The organism is Microcoleus sp. F10-B2, assembly GCF_036704965.1.
GTDB lineage: Bacteria > Cyanobacteriota > Cyanobacteriia > Cyanobacteriales > Microcoleaceae > Microcoleus.
The window spans coordinates 1-16,814 of sequence record NZ_JAUBTB010000060.1 but is presented as its reverse complement, the minus strand read 5'-3'; the positions used below and the strand labels follow the sequence as shown (position 1 = coordinate 16,814).

General features: G+C 44.1%; 22 protein-coding genes. 7 read left to right on the top strand and 15 right to left on the bottom strand.

Annotated elements, in window-relative coordinates; translation table 11 throughout:
- Positions 1-157 precede the first annotated feature (157 nt).
- Positions 158-379, bottom strand: a complete 222-nt coding sequence (locus QUA99_RS21830) for a hypothetical protein (RefSeq protein WP_333064181.1) — start codon at positions 377-379, stop codon at positions 158-160.
- Between the two features lie 457 nt (positions 380-836).
- On the opposite strand from QUA99_RS21830, the gene QUA99_RS21825 reads away from it, so the two are divergent.
- The 4 genes from QUA99_RS21825 to QUA99_RS21810 all read left to right on the top strand — a co-directional run bounded on the left by QUA99_RS21825 (position 837) and on the right by QUA99_RS21810 (position 2,785).
- Positions 837-1,160 (top strand): hypothetical protein, encoded by a 324-nt coding sequence (locus QUA99_RS21825; protein ID WP_333240805.1) that lies wholly within the window; start codon positions 837-839, stop codon positions 1,158-1,160.
- A gap of 105 nt (positions 1,161-1,265) precedes the next feature.
- Positions 1,266-1,421, top strand: a complete 156-nt coding sequence (locus tag QUA99_RS21820; RefSeq protein ID WP_333240804.1) for a hypothetical protein — start codon at positions 1,266-1,268, stop codon at positions 1,419-1,421.
- Between the two features lie 668 nt (positions 1,422-2,089).
- Complete coding sequence (locus QUA99_RS21815; RefSeq protein WP_333240801.1) at positions 2,090-2,230, top strand: hypothetical protein; 141 nt, start codon at positions 2,090-2,092, stop codon at positions 2,228-2,230.
- A gap of 150 nt (positions 2,231-2,380) precedes the next feature.
- Positions 2,381-2,785 (top strand): hypothetical protein, encoded by a 405-nt coding sequence (locus QUA99_RS21810; RefSeq protein WP_333240798.1) that lies wholly within the window; start codon positions 2,381-2,383, stop codon positions 2,783-2,785.
- A gap of 87 nt (positions 2,786-2,872) precedes the next feature.
- On the opposite strand, the gene QUA99_RS21805 is transcribed toward QUA99_RS21810, so the two are convergent.
- The 11 genes from QUA99_RS21805 to QUA99_RS21755 all read right to left on the bottom strand — a co-directional run bounded on the left by QUA99_RS21805 (position 2,873) and on the right by QUA99_RS21755 (position 10,863).
- Positions 2,873-3,907: a hypothetical protein gene (locus tag QUA99_RS21805; protein WP_333240797.1), complete on the bottom strand. Its 1,035-nt coding sequence runs from the start codon at positions 3,905-3,907 to the stop codon at positions 2,873-2,875.
- The gene (locus QUA99_RS21800; RefSeq protein WP_333240794.1) at positions 3,892-4,386 is read right to left on the bottom strand and encodes a hypothetical protein; all 495 of its coding nucleotides are present in this window, start codon (positions 4,384-4,386) and stop codon (positions 3,892-3,894) included. The genes QUA99_RS21805 and QUA99_RS21800 overlap by 16 nt, the downstream gene beginning before the upstream one ends.
- Positions 4,387-4,426: 40 nt before the next feature.
- Positions 4,427-4,639, bottom strand: a complete 213-nt coding sequence (locus QUA99_RS21795; protein ID WP_333240792.1) for a hypothetical protein — start codon at positions 4,637-4,639, stop codon at positions 4,427-4,429.
- A gap of 5 nt (positions 4,640-4,644) precedes the next feature.
- On the bottom strand, positions 4,645-6,375 hold the full coding sequence (locus QUA99_RS21790; RefSeq protein ID WP_333240790.1) for a hypothetical protein: 1,731 nt from the start codon (positions 6,373-6,375) through the stop codon (positions 4,645-4,647).
- A 10-nt stretch (positions 6,376-6,385) separates the two neighbouring features.
- Positions 6,386-7,687: a hypothetical protein gene (locus tag QUA99_RS21785; RefSeq protein WP_333240787.1), complete on the bottom strand. Its 1,302-nt coding sequence runs from the start codon at positions 7,685-7,687 to the stop codon at positions 6,386-6,388.
- Between the two features lie 201 nt (positions 7,688-7,888).
- Positions 7,889-8,332, bottom strand: a complete 444-nt coding sequence (locus tag QUA99_RS21780; protein WP_333240785.1) for a hypothetical protein — start codon at positions 8,330-8,332, stop codon at positions 7,889-7,891.
- On the bottom strand, positions 8,333-8,662 hold the full coding sequence (locus tag QUA99_RS21775) for a hypothetical protein (protein ID WP_333240783.1): 330 nt from the start codon (positions 8,660-8,662) through the stop codon (positions 8,333-8,335).
- Between the two features lie 10 nt (positions 8,663-8,672).
- Complete coding sequence (locus tag QUA99_RS21770) at positions 8,673-9,038, bottom strand: hypothetical protein (protein WP_333240780.1); 366 nt, start codon at positions 9,036-9,038, stop codon at positions 8,673-8,675.
- Positions 9,039-9,065: 27 nt separating this feature from the next.
- Positions 9,066-9,422 (bottom strand): hypothetical protein, encoded by a 357-nt coding sequence (locus tag QUA99_RS21765; protein WP_333240777.1) that lies wholly within the window; start codon positions 9,420-9,422, stop codon positions 9,066-9,068.
- Positions 9,422-9,772, bottom strand: a complete 351-nt coding sequence (locus QUA99_RS21760; protein WP_333240776.1) for a hypothetical protein — start codon at positions 9,770-9,772, stop codon at positions 9,422-9,424. Before QUA99_RS21760 ends, QUA99_RS21765 begins: the two co-directional genes overlap by 1 nt.
- A gap of 167 nt (positions 9,773-9,939) precedes the next feature.
- Positions 9,940-10,863 carry a hypothetical protein gene (locus QUA99_RS21755; protein ID WP_333240773.1) on the bottom strand — a complete coding sequence of 308 codons (924 nt, stop codon included), beginning with the start codon at positions 10,861-10,863 and terminating at the stop codon, positions 9,940-9,942.
- Between the two features lie 88 nt (positions 10,864-10,951).
- Between QUA99_RS21755 and QUA99_RS21750 the strand changes: the two genes are divergently transcribed.
- On the top strand, positions 10,952-11,368 hold the full coding sequence (locus tag QUA99_RS21750) for a hypothetical protein (protein WP_333460414.1): 417 nt from the start codon (positions 10,952-10,954) through the stop codon (positions 11,366-11,368).
- A gap of 255 nt (positions 11,369-11,623) precedes the next feature.
- Here QUA99_RS21750 and QUA99_RS21745 read toward each other — a convergent pair whose 3' ends face one another.
- A complete protein-coding gene (locus QUA99_RS21745) occupies positions 11,624-12,910 on the bottom strand; it encodes an aliphatic sulfonate ABC transporter substrate-binding protein (RefSeq protein ID WP_333240770.1) in 1,287 nt (428 codons plus the stop codon).
- 223 nt (positions 12,911-13,133) lie between these two features.
- Between QUA99_RS21745 and QUA99_RS21740 the strand changes: the two genes are divergently transcribed.
- A complete protein-coding gene (locus QUA99_RS21740) occupies positions 13,134-13,802 on the top strand; it encodes a cadmium resistance transporter (protein ID WP_333240767.1) in 669 nt (222 codons plus the stop codon).
- Positions 13,803-13,943: 141 nt separating this feature from the next.
- Here the strand turns inward: QUA99_RS21740 and QUA99_RS21735 are convergent, their stop codons facing one another.
- The gene (locus tag QUA99_RS21735; RefSeq protein ID WP_333240765.1) at positions 13,944-14,117 is read right to left on the bottom strand and encodes a hypothetical protein; all 174 of its coding nucleotides are present in this window, start codon (positions 14,115-14,117) and stop codon (positions 13,944-13,946) included.
- Positions 14,118-14,575: 458 nt separating this feature from the next.
- Entirely contained in the window at positions 14,576-14,764 is a 189-nt protein-coding gene (locus QUA99_RS21730) for a DNA methyltransferase (protein WP_333240764.1), read from the bottom strand.
- A gap of 169 nt (positions 14,765-14,933) precedes the next feature.
- On the opposite strand from QUA99_RS21730, the gene ribBA reads away from it, so the two are divergent.
- The gene (gene ribBA / locus QUA99_RS21725; RefSeq protein WP_333240762.1) at positions 14,934-16,649 is read left to right on the top strand and encodes a bifunctional 3,4-dihydroxy-2-butanone-4-phosphate synthase/GTP cyclohydrolase II; all 1,716 of its coding nucleotides are present in this window, start codon (positions 14,934-14,936) and stop codon (positions 16,647-16,649) included.
- Positions 16,650-16,814 lie beyond the last annotated feature (165 nt).

Below are 16,814 nucleotides of genomic sequence, written 5' to 3'. Positions count from 1 at the left end.
AGTGTTAAATAACGGAGTTCAACTCTTGAGTGTCTTTGTTTCCGAAGGACTAAAGCTAGTTCTTTCTTGTGACAAATTTCGACGATCGTCCCGACTCTCCATTGATCCCTTGTCCGCCTTACTCTGTCGCCGACTTTGAAAGGCTGTTGAGGATTTGTCATGATTTGATGCTCCAAAAATCGCCGATTCTGTGAACTTGTCCTGCTGCCTGCAATTCGCGGAGGCGACACAATACTGTTGCGCTAGCGATGTACTCTTCTGGCATCAAACAGGAGATTTTAAAAGCTGTTTTGGGGCCCGTGCTTAGTAGTTTGAGGATTTTTTCTCTTCTGGTTTGGTTGATATTTGTCTCGTGAAGGAAGGCTCGGCTTCTGTTCATATTTGTTAGGGGTGGGAAAGGCGATCGCTAGGTGAAAAGTGCGATCGCCAGGAGCGAATGAGATAAGGCTGTGTGATGGGCTACTGCTTCATAGGCATCTCCTCTGTTTGGTTTGAAAAATTAGCTAGCGGCCGCTGCCTCGGAATGGGTTTGGTCTGGAAATTGATGAGTACATATGCGGTGAGGGGTGATAACCCTGATTGGTGGAACCATTATTGCGAACCGATGCAACCTGAGATACAAGAAGGAAAAGCTCTCAATCGACACAACGCCTAGCGACGCTGAAGCCCGCAGGACTTACACAGTTATCCGCTTGGTGTTATTCGTTTTTGAGTGGATTTTATATTTGATGTAGACAGGTTGGGGGCCTAATCCCGACCTGTCTGTTTTTGGTGTCCCTATCGCTTTGCAAATTGTTTAGCAAAATGCTTGCAATTTGCAAATCCATTCGTATATTATGGCTAAAGAATCACAAAGTCAAGCACAAACGGACTGTCCCTTGAAAGAAATTCGAGAACAACTAGGGCTTTCGCCAGAGGAATTAGCTGGTGTAATCACCTATAAATCTGGGCAAAAGATTTCGGGTGCTACTTTTCGCAGACGTGAAGAGGAGGGCGCGAAGGGTTGGAATCGCTTGTCTATGACAGGTCTTCAATGGATCGTTTTGTGCGAGCTTGCCGGAGTTTCCCGTGACAATTTGCCTGAGTTCCTTGTTGACCCTGGAAAATTTTTGGGGGAAAGAGAGGAAGAAATGAGAGTCCTAATGAACATTGAAAACTAAATAGTTCAGCCTCCCCGGACTATTACACCTGGGGAGGCTGACACAACCACTTGAGACTAAAGTTTGGGACAATTTTGATATCCCTATCAACAACCCCCAAACTTTATGAAGATTCCACCGTGGCCCCGGTGGCTCCCCTATCCTATCTCATGGCTGAGAGGATTGCTCTTAACCAAGAGTTTTGACGTGCGGCGCGGTGAAGCAGAGTGGCAGCGCGCAGGTGAAATCCCAGAATTGTCAGCTTATCTCACCGAAAAATAGGTAAGATTTTCCACTTGGCCAGAGCGAAAATAATCAGCAAAGCTTTGAGTCAAAAGTCTAATTTATTGGACTTTTTGTTCAAAGCTTTGCTGCGTAAAGGATACGACTATCAAGGGTTAATATTGACATCCGAAATAAGTAAGTAACAGCTAGGCTACTGATGCTGATAAGTGACCTAAGAAGTAGCGCGCACCGGGATCGAACCTGGCCCTTCCTCAAGGTCGGAGCGTGACGCTGAGAACGAGAGCTAGCGTGGCATCTCGGAGAGAACGAGACGCTAAACGCCGAGCGTACCTGCTGGCGTGACGGCCCGGAGAGACGGGCAGACCCTTTGGAAAGACGAAGTGACGACGGAAAGACGGTGACAGCCGGAAAATAGCAACGGCGGCTAGCTTGCTGATTGACGGCCTTCATAATTGCCCTAAAAAGCAAGAATCCCTATGTCGCGACTAGGGAGTTACACGCCGGTTCGATGCCGGTAAGGGAAGGGCAACCCCCACCCTAACGTCGGGAGTGGCTAAACAGGGCCGGCGTTGACAGCCCGGAAAGACGGGCGTTTCCTCTGGCTGATTTTCCACTTGGCCAGAGCGAAAATAATCCCCGTAAATCCCAGAGTGTCCGAAATCTCGGACACTTTTGGTTTGGCGGGTTTTAGATTTTAGATTTACATGAAAACCAAGCTTAAGAAGTACGAACAGGCCCTCGCCATCCTCCCAGGATGCAAGGGTCTAGACCGTTCCGTGTTGTACGACAATCTCAAGAGCCTCGGCTATCGGTGGAGTGTTGGCGATCGTAAATGGAGTTTATAAATAATGGATGAGTTTAGGCCAGAGCGAAAATAATCCCCTCGACAGCCAAAAGTCTAATTTATTGGACTTTTGGCTTAAAGTCTTACCCTGCAAGGGTTGTAGGCTTTTAGGATTAGTTAAACGTCAAATTTAGCAATATAACTCTAAAAAATGAAAACTACCCTTAACGTTCCAATTGTCAAAAAAAACGAGTCTGGGTCGTGGGAACAATATCGCGCCGAGGGCGCGTTGACTATAGAAGCTGACGGTCGGTCTAGTTGGTCAGAATTTAAAGAGCTTGTCAATGAACGACTGGCTGAAATTGACGCAGAATACAAGCTTGTGTCAGAATCTCAGCGGCTTGAGGGGGATATTGTTACCGCAAAAGCAGAGCTTTCTGAAGTTGAATCACGCTTGCAGCTAGCCAAAAATCAGCTCGATCGGCTGAGTAAATTTTTGAAGGGTTTCGGTATTGACCCCCAGCGACATCACCTCATGTTTGACGAGCACATAAAGCTGGCTTCTGCTGCCCAGCCTGCGGAGGTTGTCGATTTGATCGATCGTATACCTTTTTAAATAATGAAGACACCCGCCGCAAGTGGTTTAACATCCGAAGCGGCGGGTGTTTTTTTTGTCTACGCAGATGTGCGATTGTTTTGCAATTTACACCATTTGCACAAAGTCGCCAAGCCCCTCGAATAACCCTTCTTTTACGCCTGTTAAAAGGCTTCCTAGAGCGGGATTGTCTTCTGTAACTTTTTCTAATTTCTCGTCAATTACAGTATTAATCACGTAACTCTCGCCCTCTATCAAACCCCAATTCGCAATCTTTGCGTCAATAGATTTAATACCAGTCCGCACATTAGCCCTAGCCCATTTGCGGAATTGCATATAACCAAGTTTCCCTGCCAGATTTTTAGCGTATCGAATAAATGTGTTGCAAAGATTGGACAATTCCTCTATCAATTCTTGCTCAATTTCGCTTCCCTCCATTTCTGCTTGAATTGACAAAGCAACAGCAGCCGAAACATTGATTTTCAGCTTGGGATTGTTTCGCCCCCCGCCCAAAACTAATCCTGCCAGCATCCGACCTGCCGACTCGCCAACAGTTTCTAGAAATCCATTGTAGGCGCTTTCTAAGCTAGCCAAAATTGATTTGTCGGACTCTTTCCAATCCAAGTTAATTAGCATAGATCCCCCCGTACAGATAGCACTTGTCAATGTGGGAACCATCATTCCTAACGTCAATCCCCCAATTTTTATACTGGTGGCTGTTGCCCAGAGGGAGCTTATACCGCTACTAGCCAAGGCTGTAATGCTGGAAATTGCACTGCTAGCCACTCCACCTAACCCGAGTGCACTTCCTAAAAACCATCCGCCGACAGCAACTGCTGCACCGCCAGCGAGAAACCCGATCGGGTCGTTTTTGAACCAATCAAAAAAGATGCCAATATCTCCCCTGCTGATCGCAGCTAGCAACTCTTTCCCTCCTTCGAGCATCCGGCGGCCTAAGTCGAGAACCGGTTTGACTCCATTTTTGATACCCTGCCAAATTTGCCCTGCGGTGTCTTGTATCCATTTACCGGGCGTTACTCCCGGCGTACTAAATGCTAGCGCACTATTTTCCAGCGTAACGCCCCAATTTTTCTGTTGTTCTGCCATATCAATAGTTGATGCTTTGATTAAGTTGTGAGCCATTCTGTCGCGGTTTCAATTACGCCGCCCAAACCGTTTAGTACAGTCGTGTAAGGCAGAGCGATTGTCCCGGAATATGTTAATTCGTTTGCGTTGAAGTTTAGCGTAACCCTGTTAAACCCTTGGGGATTTTTTTCCTTGGAGTTCTGCCAAACGATCGCATACTTGACACAATCCAAAAAATATTGAGCAAGAGTTTGTCCTTTAATTGTTCCCCCGGTAGGAGGTGTAAAGGTCAAACCGCCCGGCAGATAGTTACTGGCGGCGTCAGTAAAAATTCCCGTGCTGCTGTTAAAGCTTAACGATGCGGGCAGGCTCCAACTACCTGAAAGGATAAAGGTGTCATCTTTTGTAAAAGAAAATTTTTCTTGTTCGGTGATTCCGCGTTCTCCATTTTGATAATGGTGTAGACCTTCCCAAAGTTGAGCCTCAACTGAATCCCCTTTGAATGTGCCGCCGGTGCCAATTGTTATTTTAGCCATTTACCTCTCCTATTTTGGTATTTGCCGAGGCAAATATGAATTATCTGTTAGCACCTGACTTTTTCTTGAGTTTTTGGATTAATGTTCTTACAAATATTTTCATGTCTCCATCTACGGTTAGTCCCAATGTTTGTTGCTGGGTTAAAATCCCCAGCTCTAACTCCCTCAACATTGACTGTTTGCGGTTGGCAAACTCTTGTCGAAGAATAGTCTTTGAAGTTCCTTTGCCTTTGCCTTTAGGTTGTGTCGCCATAATTATTAGCTATCTCTGAGGGTTTCAATGATTGAATTGTGTTCGGGGTTAAATTGCCACGAAATTATTGGAATTTGCGAAGGGAAGAGCATTTTAGAGATGGTTTTTTCGGTTGATTCGTCTGTCTTTGTTGCTGCTGTTACATCAATTTCTTTAGGTTTTGGCGGCACTCCTTTTTTGCGCGGATCGAATCCTGTAAAGGGCTTGTGCTGTTCGTGAATAGTAAAGGGAATGGTAATTGATTTTGGTACTGGCTCTGGCTGTAGTCCGATAGCATCAGCCAAAAATTTCACCTTCTCGCTAATCTCAGCAATCATCATTGATTGTTGAGCTAAGGCGTACATCACAGCCACTTCCACCTTTTGAGATTGATTGCCATCCGACATACTCTCAGCCTGCATTTCGTACATCTGCCCCGCCCATGCGGAGGCGTTTGCACTTTCCCAAGGCAGACCACCCGGCGCGCACTTGGGATTTAAGATTAGTCCGTTGGCAAGCATTTGCACTATTGATTGAAGCAACTCATACAAGTCCATACATTTTGTGTTGCCCTGTCCTCCAGCAACTAAAAAAGCATTTGCTACGTCAAATTTATTGCGCTCAAATTTTTCGATTCCCAAAATCTTGTACATTTTGTCAATTTTTTTGCAGCATTCGTCGTTCATGTGCGGTTTTTGGGGGGGGTTTGGTAAAGGGGGAGCAAGGGTTAGTTTTGGTGGCTCGCCGGGGCATTGACACGTTTTGGCGTGTTCTGTAATAGTTGCCCGATAAATCCATTCTCCATTTATTTTGACATAAAATATATCAGTGGAGAGTACGAAGGAAATGTATCCGTTTGGATAATACCTTCCATAAACGTAACGATAAGCTTTTTGACTTGCTATGGCTTCTTTCTGTGCATCAGTTCCACTCTTGATCAGAACAGCGCTAGCATTGTGTCCGCCCGTAAAATAACCTACAAATAATAAAATGTTGTTAGGTACAAATTTTTGCGCTTCAGTTACTTTGTATGCAGGCGACCAAGCGCCAGCGGCAGGAGGGGCGGGTGTTTTAATATCAAAAGATGTAGTTAATTGGTAATTTTCAAATACTTTACCTCGATGCCAATATTCTATGTAAATGCAATCACCCACCTTAAAAGATGTATTCGGCGCTGTAGGGCTTGGCGGGTATGCCGGATCGGTAATGGGATCGGGTATTGGCTCAGGCGGTATTACTCCCTTCTTATCATCTTCGTCGGGCTTGATTGATATACAAGTGCTAACAATTCCAAAGGTGTAACAAACCTCTAACGAAGTCTTTCCCGTATCTGGATCGACTGCCGCTTCAATACTTACGCCGCCAGCTTCTACCCGACCCGTTATCGATTCTACTTCGATCGCCCCAGTATTCGGGTTAATAGAGATTTTCCCCGACGTGCTCGCGCCAAATCCACCTAAAGGGGTCGCTATCCGCCCCCCGATTCCTGCTTCTACCTCGGTAGCTCCTTCTGCTGTCTTGGTAACGCCCAAGTCGAGGCGACCGCCTGGCAGCAGTCGCCGAATGTCGGCGCTCACTTCTGCTTCCACGTCAAATCCGCCGATCGTTCCCAGTTGCCTCTCTATCCCTACGCCTAAGCCCCTACCCCCTGTTGTTGGTTGTTCGTCTTTTTTCCCTAAGTCGATCGCACCTTGCGACGGTTCGCTTGGTTTGCCGAGATTAATCCCGCTTCCGCTTCCGCGTGACTTGCTAACCATATTTTCACCCTTAGTTTATGGCCTCGTAATTGATTTGCCCCCAATACAATGCTCCATTAGTAGGGTCGTCTAGAGGTACGTTGACTGAACCCGAGACTGCTTTAAAAACAAAAAGAACATTTCCGCCTGACAGTCCCGTAGCTGTTTGTATGTTGGGACTGCCGCTAAATGGCGAATTTCCCACGAGCAGGAAACCGAAGTTATTGTCATAACCGCTTCCCGCTCGGGGCGTAAAAGGCAGTCCTGATATTATTAGGTAGCCAGATGCTGTACCCTTAGAAAAGGTATTTAATCTAATATCAAACGCAATAAATACCCTATTTCCTATTTTTTGATATCTTCCGGTGTTGCGGTGATAGCTAATACTAGCTGTACCCGGCGTTGTGTAAGTAAGTAACGGAGTCCAAGTTCCCTCTTTATAATCGTCAAGTACGTTAACATTGCTGGACGGGTTTTGAATTGCAGGAAAAATGATGTTTCCTTCTGTTGTTACTGGGCCTGTAAAAACAGGAGATTCTAGGGGTGCTTTAGCGGCTAAAGAATTAACCATTGCCGTTCCAAAGCTTGCATTGTCGTTGATTGCCGCTGATAGTTCGTCTAGCGTATCTAAAGCCCCTGGCGCGCCTCCGATTAAATTAAATATTGCCGTGTTAATATCGGCGGGTTTTGCAAAGGTACTTTGCGGAATAATTTCCACTATCCCTGCTGTTGAATTTCTGCCCAGTAAAATGTTATTTGGTAGGTTGGTCAGTTTGCCACTCAAAGCTAATTCTAGTGCTTCAATTCGGGCATTTACGGCATCTAAGTTATTTTTTTTTTCAATTTCAAGCGACAACGCGAATTCTATGTGCAACTCGTCATTAATTTTAAGCAAGCCATTTCCGTAATCAACAAGTTTAACAGCTAGCGCGTCGTTAGCTTCTAAAATCCGCACCCCAGCTTGCGCCAAGTAAAGCGGTAGAAAGTCTAAATTTTGCGACCGCCCCACATTAGTTATTATTATTTGAGTTTTTCTATTCCAGTTACCCGAATTATTTTTACGCCCGTATACTTCAAATCCTATTTTTTGGCTATCTGCTTGCGCTTTGTAAAATTTGCTTACTTTTTCTTCTTCTGACTCCGATCCGTCATACTTGGGAAATTTTTGCAACCCAAACGATTGTACATTTACCGTTGCGTAAATTGCCTCTAAATATACGCCGACTTGCTCGTCAGCATCAAAAGTCATGTCACGTAAATGACAAATTTCTAAAATGCTGTTTGCTACATAGCTAGAGTTTAAAGTTAAGGGAAATGTTTTTGTTAGTCTCATATGTGAGTTTACTCAAATATTTACCGCACTAAATACTAATTTATAAATCTTTTTTGGGTATTGGAGTTATGAGCCCTGCAACGTAAGCTATCACCGTACTAGCTAAAGCTGAAACTTGTAATGGAATGTCCCCTGTTCGTATTGCTAAATTTAAGCCGCCTATTACTAAAATTAATAATACACTGCAAACTGTAATTACAATTACTCTATAGGAAAATTTATCCATTCTTCACTTTGTTGTAGGGGTTGATTAGGCGTAAAGTCTGAAGGCAAGTAATCACTTGAGACTTGGGGACGCAATTGATATTTAAATCGACTTTCTAAAAAGCGTTCCACAGTTGTTAAACGCATTTCTCTTTCGCCGGCTTTTACTTTATAATTAGAAAGTGTTTTAAATAATTTCTCTTCAGCTTTATCAATTTTGTCGTCTTGTTCTACTCTAAAATGATGTAAATCTTGCTTGATTTCATTGCGAAATTTATCCAAATCATTATTTACACTTTGAATCATTTTGGCATACATTTTGTCAATTGCAGCCTCTTTAAGTTTGCTAGAAATAGCAAAAGCTGCGGAACCAACTAAACAACCAAAAGCAAACAATGCTTGCAAATCTCCTAATGTGAGATTGACCGGAGAATTAGACATTTAAGTGTATTCCCAAATTGAGAGGGTAAATAAGCGAACGCGAAGCCACCAACTACAAATAAATTGTAATTGATAAGTATTAGGAAAATACGGAAGGTTTACGTAGATATATTTAGATTGATTAATATTCAGTCGGTGACTGTTCACGTAAACACGACCTATTCCTTCCTCGGTCGTAAAAGGAGTTAGTAGCCCCGCATAGATTTTGATTGCAGGATTACTAAATTCAATTTTTGCAATCAGAATAGCTCCTGTAAAAGTAACGGGCAAAATGTACGGCTCTAGTCCTAACTGCAAATTATCTTCTTTGTAAACAGGAACTAGAACCATATATTTTTCTTTAAATCCTAAAACTAGCTTTGCGGGGAATCATTGCAGAAAGCACGGTTTTGCCGTCAATAATTGCACCCACTAATCCTGCTGGCGACGCCGATCGGTAAGTCAATCTTTTTTCTTTAGATATATAGAGTCGCCTGTTGGTAGTTTTTCCTGCTGTGCCATCTTTAAGTCGAACTTTCACCGCGTACATCACTCGAGCTTGAAGTAAATCTTCAATTCGATAAGGACAAGGATGTGTAGCATTAGGTAGGCTAGGCGCTGCCAAAATTCCTGTTGCTGCTGCTATAGCAGTATCTTCGTACACTTTGGCATTACTATAAAAAGCATAATCATCTCCTTCAAGTTGAACTATTAATCCTTTTAGCATTTTATTTTTGTCGCCTTAAATCAAGTATTACAGGTAATTTTCAGCGCTTAAATTCGCTGATACAGAAACAACTGCGCCCTTGCCTACCGTTTTACCGATCAAGGCGGCTTCTGCGGCTTCTACTAATTCATTTTTGCAAAGTATTTTGTAAGTTTGTCGAGTAGCGGGGGTAGTACCTACTTGACAAGCCATAACTTGCAAAATGTTCGCTGCAATCAAATCCTCAATTCTTGATAAAGGTAAAGCTTGTTGTGCTTCTGTAGCAGGATCAATCCCGACAACGGCATTTACTTGAGCATAAGTTGGGGCATAGCTTCTAAATACATAAGCTTTAGTACCTGTCCCAACAGTTGTAGTAACCGCCATTTTAGTCAATTTAGGCATTAACGCAACCTCCGGCGAGTGGAAAACCTCGCGCTGCTAATTGTTAGCTCGCCGATAGTTTTTCCAGGCAAATCAGTTATTACCGAGTCCATTTTGTCAAGCGAACAAACAACTTTACGCGTACTGCGTTTAGTTTTTGCAGCGTTGACTAAAGAAATTGTTGCTACTCCAATCAGCCCTTTTTTGACTGCGGATGCTGAAGTCTCAGAAAACGTACCAGCCGGATTTGCTCCATCTCCAGCTTTAGCTACGCCCAAAAATGTCCCTATATTTGCATAGGTTACGTCGTTGAGAAGCATGGCTAACTTGCTAGTGCCGGGCCCATCTACAAGGTGTTTAACTTTTGGCATATTTTAATAAGTGATTTCTTGCACTCTAACTTTAGACAGAAAAAACTGTCAAGGGTTTAGAAAAAAATATTTTTAAATCTAGAGTGTGGTTTATTATCGGAAACTCTACAAGTTTCCGATGTGTTATTACTGTTTTATGACTGCATTAGAATCGTTTAATAAGTTTTTTATTTGAGTATTATTGCTCCTTTGTCGATAAGCCTGATTGGTTCTGGTAGTGAAGCAAGTATTAATTCTGCATATACTAGCTGCACATCAGCTACAGGTCGCTCTGTAGCTTGTTTAACTTTCTTCTTAAGTACAATAATGTCTGGTTTATTTTTAGGGAAAGCTATTGCTTCATTTAAGGCCTTGCTTAAACGCAATTTACCTGGTAACAATGGTTGTTTAGCAATAGCTAGCAATTTGTTTAAAAGCTGTTTACCATTTTCTTCATTGTTTACTAAATACCAAGTGCGTTTAAATCCTTGCTCAGGTGCATTATAACTAAGAACTTTTTTACCTTTTCTCCAAACAAAACCTGACAAATTACTGTGTATAGATTTCGCCAATTGATTTAAATTAGCTTCTGTTAACGATGTGTCTTTTTCGTTAATTAATCTAAATGTGAGTTGCCCTTCTATTATCCTATCAGGCAAAGTCAATTTTTTCTTTTCTCTAAAATATAAGTGTAATATTGGATAGCCTTTTACACTGTTTTCGTAACTGTTAGGCTTGAACCCTTTGCCTGATGCGGCTTGTTGATGGTCAATTTGTACAATTTGCTGCACCAACATTGATGGTGTGCCAGAAATAATTACACCGTTTTCTGGCTCATCCCTGTCTCTAAAATACTTAAACGTTCTGCAACCACTTTTAGAATTGACGGGTGTAATTTCTAGTATTTTAGGAATTGTCCAATCGCTTTGTTTATCTCCAGGCACTACGGTTGCTCGTGGAAAAAACCCCGTTTTCCATTCTTGAAACCACTCGTCAAAATCTATTTGACCACCTAGTAGCTCTTGTATTGCAAAAAGCAAACTCGGCTCTTCTTTGGTAGGCTGTAAATCTTTGCCACTAATATTTTTGTTGACGCTTTTTGGGGTTGCCATAAATTAAGTTATTGTGTTTTACTATTTATAGTACACGTTGAATTATTAGCCAAGTAATATGAAGAAGGATTACAGGTTGAGTTTTCAAATGAATTTGGCTGCAAGCAACGATTTAATTTACGGCAGCCTTAATCTTCATTATCCCACTGGTGAAGAAATTGAATATTTGGCTACTTCTGGCTGCACTGGCTGGCAGCAACCAGGTGATGAATGGGCGATTGCAAGAGGCCCGTTACCAAGGGGGAATTACGAAATTCCAACTACGCCGTATTGGCTTGACACCAGAGGCGTAGAAGGTTGGTTCTTTCATATTACTCCCGATCCTGTGGTTGGCGCTGGTGGAAGTCGATCGGAATTAGGGGTGCATTTTGATGCCAACGTTCCTGGATCGGCTGGGTGTTTAGTTTTACGGAATAGAAGTGGTTGGGAGCGGTTTTGCGATCGCCTAGCTAAAATTAGCAAAAGTGGAATTGGACACATTCCGTTAACAGTTGCTTACAACTGACTTTTGAGTAAGCTGGACTGAAAATCCACGTGTCACGAGTTCAAGTCTCGTTCCTGGCATCGCAAAGCCCTCACAAAGTTGAGGGTTTTTTTTTTAGGAAAAATGCGGGCAATGCAGCTACTCAAGATGTAGGTTTGCCGGTGGCGGAGTGACAACCCCGCCGGAAACCCAAACAGAGCTGATATTTGACCGACTTGTGCTAAAAAAAACATAGGTCATATCAGACAAAAATTACACTCGAGTATAATTCTCAGATTAATAAGTCCAGTTTTGCTTGGTCTGCAAACTATAGGTTCCATCTTTCACATTCACCCGCTCAGGAATCAGATCTAAATCTCTAAACATATTTGCCTGGTGCTGTAGGGCCGTGAGCGATTGGTCGTCGATCGGGATAATAGCGCGTTCGGCACTACGTTGCTGTAAAATTTCTACAATGGATGGATCTATTTGATGGTGTTCTGCCAATCGCACAGTAGCTTCTAATTCCTGTTTCTTAGCCCAAGCTCCCGCTTCATTTACCTCTTCTAAAATCACCTTGAGCAAGTCGGGATAGTCGCGTACCAACTCTGGAATCGCGTAGTAATAGGTCGGAACTTCTAAAGAGGCTTTGTCACCAAAGATGCTCTCTAAGTCTGCAATTGAGCGCCCTGGATAAGCACTTCGGACTTGAGTTGTCGTGTAGGGAACCCAAATCACCCAAGCATCGACCTCACCCGCGCGGAATAGGGGAAGCGCCTGTGGCTGGGTCAGATAAATTGGCTCAATGTCACTAAACTCTAATCCCACTTTTGCCAGTGCTCGCACCAGCACATAATGGGCGCTTGAGCCTTTGTCAAAAACTATCTTTTTACCCTTCAGGTCGGCAACCGTCTGAATTGGCGAATCTTCTGGTACTAGAATTGCTTGACCTTTGGGAGCAGTATATTTTTCTTTAGCCACCCGCACAAACACATGATCTGCTGCTTGCGAGAAGATGCTGGCCGTACCACCGCCACCGCAGAAATCGATCGTCCCATTGCTTAATGCTTCTATCAGGGAAGAAGCTGATAAGAAGCTTGTCCAAGTAACACTCAGCCCAAATGGTCGCAAACGGCTTTCGAGCCAACCTTTAGCACGCAGGACTTCCAGATTTGTCATACCCTCTGGATAACCGATTTTGAGTTGCTTGAGCCGCCGCGCTTGCTCAGCTAAGGGTGTGTTGCCCGAATGAGCAGAACGGTTAGAAAACCAGCGATCCAAAAATACACAGAAAAGTATGCCCCCTACAAACAGTCCCACCGTTTCCAGTAACCGGATTGTTGATTCTTTAGGCAATTTGACCTGATTTACCTGACTTACTAGAGGGGAGAGTACATTGCCAGAGGCAGAAGCGGCAACAGCATGACTGTCAAAAGCGAGACTCAAGACCAAAACCGAGACAATGCCGATACAAAACAGACCTACAAACCGATAGGCGGCCGATCTACGAGTGGCCGAGGTGAGCGACCGTAAGATATTTTGACCTGCGCCTCTAGGCAGAAGGTCAATCAAACGGCTAATCATAATGACTCCTTTGATAAACACAGGTGATGGACATTCTTGGATGAATTGAAAATGGGGGAGCAAGTCAAAGCACCGATTGATACGGATAAACTACCAAATTTGCTCGCTTGTTACACCCAATATGCGATACTCACATTATCATACCGAGATTATGGTGATTCTTCACAACGGTTGAGAAATCGTTAGTTTCGGCGATCGGATAGGTATTGAGTGAGAGATGGTAATGGATTGGTTAATTGCAACAATTAAGATCGGACTGGCTGTTGCTGTCGCAACAACGTTTGACGACAACATTTATCTGACAGCTTTCTTCAGTGAGGTTAATCGTACTTTTCGTCCTAAACACATTGTGGTGGGTGAGCTTCTAGGGTTCACGGTATTGGTGATGGTAAGTTTGGTTGGTTTCTTGGTGGGGCTAGCAATTCCCTCAACTTGGACGGGGCTACTGGGGATTTTGCCGATACTCATTGGCTTGAATAATTTACTCAACCTTAACAAGGATGATTCAGCCGAAGATAAGTCAGCCAATCTGAAAAGAAACTCTAAATTTCGAGGCTTTGATTCAAGAAAGCGATCGCTCTGGGACGTAATCCGCGATCCGCAGACCTATCGCGTCTCCTCGGTCACGATTGCTAACGGCGGCAACAATCTTGGGATCTATATCCCTTTGTTTGCCACTAGCTCAATCCAAAATCTGTCCGTAATTATACCCGTTTGCTATTTTATTGTTTGCTGCTGGCTGTTTATGTCCTATACTCTGACGCATCTACCTGGTATTGCTTTGGTACTCAGCCGTTATGCGAGCAAGATTTTCCCTTTTGTGCTGATGTGGCTGGGTTTCAGAATTCTGATAGACAGCGAATCCTATCGTCTTTTTCTACCGAACTCTTGACAGACTCATGCGCTCGAAGCATGGAAAAAATCCATGACAAGAGTACCATTCTCTACAATAAAGGAAGAAAAAAGACTTTAACATAATAAATTAATACCAAAAAAAGCTAGGTCGTAAATCCAAAATTAGTGGTCTCTCAATTTAAGCTCCTTGCCATTCCCGATCTGGCAGTTCCTTTTGAGGGAGTAGCGACGTGGCTTCAATTTCTTGCCGGATTGCTGTTGTGACTTCGCAGTTACTCTTCAAGCAATCGATCGGGAGTTGAACGGAAACAGAGGTAAAAATAATCTCTGTATCGCTGGTTGTGGTAATCATTCATACCCGCCAATCCATTATCAACAGTCCGTCCGGAAAATACTTGTTTATGGCAGCGCCATCAAGCATCGGAGTGACAATAATCATTCCCTGGACTTCTTGGCAACCCTGCTCGGATTTCAACCATTGTTTTTGAGTTTTGTGCTGGTTCTGGGGGCTTTGGGTGCTGCTTGCGTTACTGCTGCCGAGAATGTGAAACGAGTCTTTTGCATTCTCGTAAAATTTTATTTGTCAAGGCGCAGCACTTATGAACTTAGACAGATATTCCTAATTTTTTGAGCAATTATCGGCTTCAGTAAGCTAGCCACGCGAGATTGCCGCTGAGTGTTCAGCGATCGCTTTACTTATCCTCCAACCTTCTAGTTGATACCAATCTATAAAATAGTTAAAGTTTATAAATTGCTGCAATTACCAACTAGAGAATAAATATAACTGTGCTTCTGTGAGTTCCTTGTCAGTCAAAAAATCATCAACTCGATTAGGCGCAATATCGCCGTATCAGCCCTAATTTCAAATCTCATAACTTGACCCTGCAAACTCAGAGCCACAATTGCTGTAGTACCGGAACCCATAAATGGACTTAAAACAATTTCGTTTAAATTCGATGCAGACTTGATGATTCGATCGACGATATCAGTCAAGCTCATGCAATATTAAGGAAATATTTTATTGACAAAGTACAATATTTATTGTAATGGAACTAAAAAATATTGTCAAACTCATCTGGACTGGGAATCGCCCTGTCGGAAACAAAAGGTTACAATCACAAATAGATTCTATTTCCATAACATTACTGTTTATAGCTTGAACTTCTCAGTGCCCAATAACAACACCTCAACACAATCATTTCAATTTGACTCGATCGACAGCGCCCTCGCAGACCTCAAAGCAGGTCGCCCCCTGGTAGTAGTCGATGACGAAAATCGCGAAAACGAAGGCGACGTGATTTGTGCCGCCCAATTCGCCACCCCCGACAACATCAATTTTATGGCCGTGAACGCCCGGGGTTTGATTTGTCTGGCATTGAGCGGCGAAAGGCTCGATCGCCTGGAACTGCCCCTGATGGTCAGCAAAAATACCGACAACAACCAAACAGCCTTCACCGTCAGCATCGATGCAGTCAACGGCGTCAGTACCGGTATCTCCGCCGAAGACCGGGCGCGCACCATCCAAGTAGCCATCCACCCGGACACCAAACCTCAAGACTTGCGCCGTCCCGGTCACATTTTCCCCCTGCGGGCGATCGACGGTGGCGTCCTCAAACGCGCCGGTCACACCGAAGCTTCGGTTGACCTCGCCAGACTCGCTGGACTGTATCCCAGCGGCGTCATCTGCGAAATTCAAAACCCCGACGGTTCGATGGCGAGGTTGCCCGAATTAATCGAGTACGCAAAACTCCACAACCTAAAAATAATCAGTATTGCCGACTTAATTAGCTACCGGCTCAAGCACGATCGATTCGTCCGCCGCGAAACCGTCGCCAAATTGCCCACTCAATTCGGCGAGTTTATGATTTACGCCTACCGCGACACTCAAGACAACTCAGAACACGTCGCCGTTGTCAAGGGCGACCCGGCAGAATTTAAAGACAAACCCGTGATGGTGCGGGTGCATTCCGAATGCCTGACCGGCGATGCTTTGGGTTCCCTGCGCTGCGACTGTCGGATGCAACTGCAAGCCGCACTGAAAATGATTGAAAATGCCGGTGCTGGCATCATAGTTTACTTGCGCCAAGAAGGTCGGGGAATTGGATTGGTAAACAAACTAAAAGCTTACTCGCTGCAAGATATCGGATACGATACTGTAGAAGCAAACGAGCGTTTGGGATTTCCCGCCGACTTGCGGAACTACGGCGTCGGAGCGCAAATGCTCAACGATTTGGGAGTTCAAAAAATTCGGTTGATTACCAACAACCCCCGCAAAATTGCGGGTTTGAAAGGTTACGGGATTGAAGTAGCCGATCGCGTTCCCTTACTAATTGAAGCCACAGATTACAACTCGATCTATCTGGCAACAAAAGCCGAAAAACTCGGTCATATGCTGCTGCAAACTTATTTAGTAACAGTGGCGATTCAGTGGGACGAAACGAAGGAAGAAGCCAGAAGCCAGAAAGCAGAAGGAAAAGAGGAAGATTCAGCTATTCAAAATCGGTACGAACACCTCGAAAAACTGCGGCATTTGGCGGCTAGCCAGCACTTGCTGCTGCAAGAAGAAGCGCGGCCGGTGGGAATAGCCCTTTTCGGAGAAGGCTCCCTCATCGTTCACCTCGGCTTCGATCAACCCGGACTCGCAGCCCCCGACTGGTACTCGGATGTAAACCATCCTTACGTCAAGGCGATCGGCAAAATTCTGGGCGAAATCAGCACCGAGCCGAATTTGGAAACATTAGAATTCATGGTTTCCTCCGGTGCAGATCCGCTCAAAACCCTGCAAGTCCAGCTCGATCGCGAGACATTCCTTTTGTCAGAATTGACTGGAATTTGCGATCGGCTCGAACCTCAAAAAATCTACAGTTTTGCCCCTATTCGCTGAAGGCAGAAGGTAAAAGGCAACCCCCCTACCCCAGCAGGGGGGAACGCAGAAGCCAAGAAAAACTGTGAATTACAGAAGAATACTTGTTGATAAGCTGCTACGCAGCTAAACCGGATAAAATAGCATTGCCTTTATTTTTGATTTTTCGCTCCCATTTAATAACCA